The organism is Rhizobacter sp., assembly GCF_031412075.1.
Lineage (GTDB): Bacteria > Pseudomonadota > Gammaproteobacteria > Burkholderiales > Burkholderiaceae_C > Rhizobacter.
Window position 1 is genome coordinate 1 of record NZ_JANOCG010000026.1, and the last position, 2015, is coordinate 2015.

Annotated in this window: 1 protein-coding gene; it reads left to right on the forward strand. The window is 67.0% G+C overall.

From position 1 onward, the window contains the following. The coding region (locus tag RMO40_RS00780) for a proprotein convertase P-domain-containing protein (RefSeq protein WP_309714997.1) at window positions 1-1539 on the forward strand (1539 nt) is incomplete at its 5' end. Window positions 1540-2015 lie beyond the last annotated feature (476 nt).

A 2015-nucleotide genomic window follows, 5' to 3' on the forward strand; every position in this document is an offset into this window, starting at 1 on the left:
GCCGGCCAGACGCAGTACGAAGGCGACCTCTGGCCTCACAACTCCACCCTCGACCTGCGCTACGGCGCCATCTCAACCAATCTGTACCTGCTGACAAGCGCCGGGCGCAGCAGCGCCGACCTCTCCATCGGCACCTTCTGCCATGAAAACGGCCACCTCTTGTGCCGCTTCCCCGACATGTACGACTACGGCGCCGTCAACCGCGAAGGTGATGGCGTGCAAAGCGCGGGCATCGGCAGCTACTGCCTGATGGGTTCGGGCAACCACCTCAACTCCGGCCGCACGCCCTCGCCGGTGTGTGCCTACCTGCGCGACCTGGTGGGCTGGTGCAACAACGAGATCATCCTCAACACCACGCCCTCGGCCATGGCGGTGCACGCCGACTACGACACCGTGCTCAAGTTCAAAACCAACGCGCACAACGAATATTTCATCGTCGAGAACCGCTCCAAGATCGGGCTCGACCAGCACCTGCCCGCGAGCGGCCTGGCCATCTACCACTGCGACACGATGGGCTCCAACGAATTCCAGCAAGGCACCGGCCAGCGCCACTACCAGTGCGCGCTGCTGCAAGCCGACGGCAACACCGACCTGGAGCACAACGTCAACCAGGGCGACGGCACCGATCTCTTCTCGGCCGTCAACGGCGTGGCGCTGTCGCACGCCACCTCGCCATCGACACGGCTGTGGAGTGGTGCCGACTCGGGGTTCGTGATCTCCGACGTCGACGTGCCCGACGTGCGCATCGGCTTTCGCATCGGTACCGCCGCCACCGCGCCGTCGGTGCACGGCGAAAACCTGACTCCGGCCACCATCCCCGACAAAAAGGCCGCTGGCATCAGCAGCAAGATCCGCATGGGCACGGCCGGCTCGGTGAAGCGGCTGGTGGTGGCCTTGAACATCAGCCACACCTACATCGGTGACCTGCTGATCGAGCTGGCCAGCCCGGGCGGCGCCAAGGCCGTGTTGCACAACCGCGCCGGTGCCGGCACCGACAACCTGGTGCAAAGTTTCGACTCGGCCTCGGTCACCAGCATGGCCGGCCTGGTGGGCCAAGGCGCCGAAGGTGACTGGGTGCTGAAGGTGAGCGACCTCGAAGGGCAAGACGTGGGCACGCTCAACCGCTGGAGCATCGACCTGACGGTCGACGCCGATGCGGGCACGACCAGCGGCGAGGCCTCACCGCGCCTGGCCATCCCCGACAACAACTCCGCCGGCGTGAGCAGCAGCATCACCCTCACCCGCGCCGGCTCGGTGGGCCAGATCAAGGTGGCGGTGGACATCACCCACACCTACGTGGGCGACCTGCGCATCGAGCTGGTGTCACCGGGCGGGCGCAGTGTGGTGCTGCACAGCCAGCTCGGTGGCGGGCAAGACAACCTGGTGGTGAGCTACGACTCGGCTGCGCCTCTGTCGCCCTTGTCGGCGCTGGCCGGGCAGGCGATGCAGGGCCACTGGACACTGCGGGTGGTGGACGCAGCGGCGGTGGACGTGGGCACGCTGAACAAGTGGTCGCTGGCGGTTGTGCCGGCGCTTTGACGTCATCGCCACGGGGGCGGACAGGGTCCGCTTCGCGGATCGAAGCCTTGTGCCTGCTTCGCATCGCTTTTCTTCCCACTGCGTGAGACCGCGTCGGGATGTGCCCCCGACAGGGCAGTCCCTTTTCTTTGCTTCGCCAAAGAAAAGGAACCAAAAGAAAGGCGACCCTCGTCGCCGGTCGGCCCTAGGGGCCGACTGCTCTGCGGTGCTCGGTCTTTGCAGGTCGGGCAGAACTCACTACGCGGCCTGCGGCCGCTGCGTTCAGACAACCGCCCGAAGTCAGTTGTTGATGCGCGCTGCGCGCGCCCCGCAAAGCCCTGTGCTGCTCAGCTCGTCCGAAGGGGGAGACAACACCAGCCGGGCGCCCTGGGGAGGGCTGCAGGAGCTGGGTTAGCCCCGGCCAGGGCGAGCGCGGCGGTGGTGGTATTACCCCGCCGCGGGGGGCCTGGTGGTCTTGGGTGCCCCACGGGGCCGTG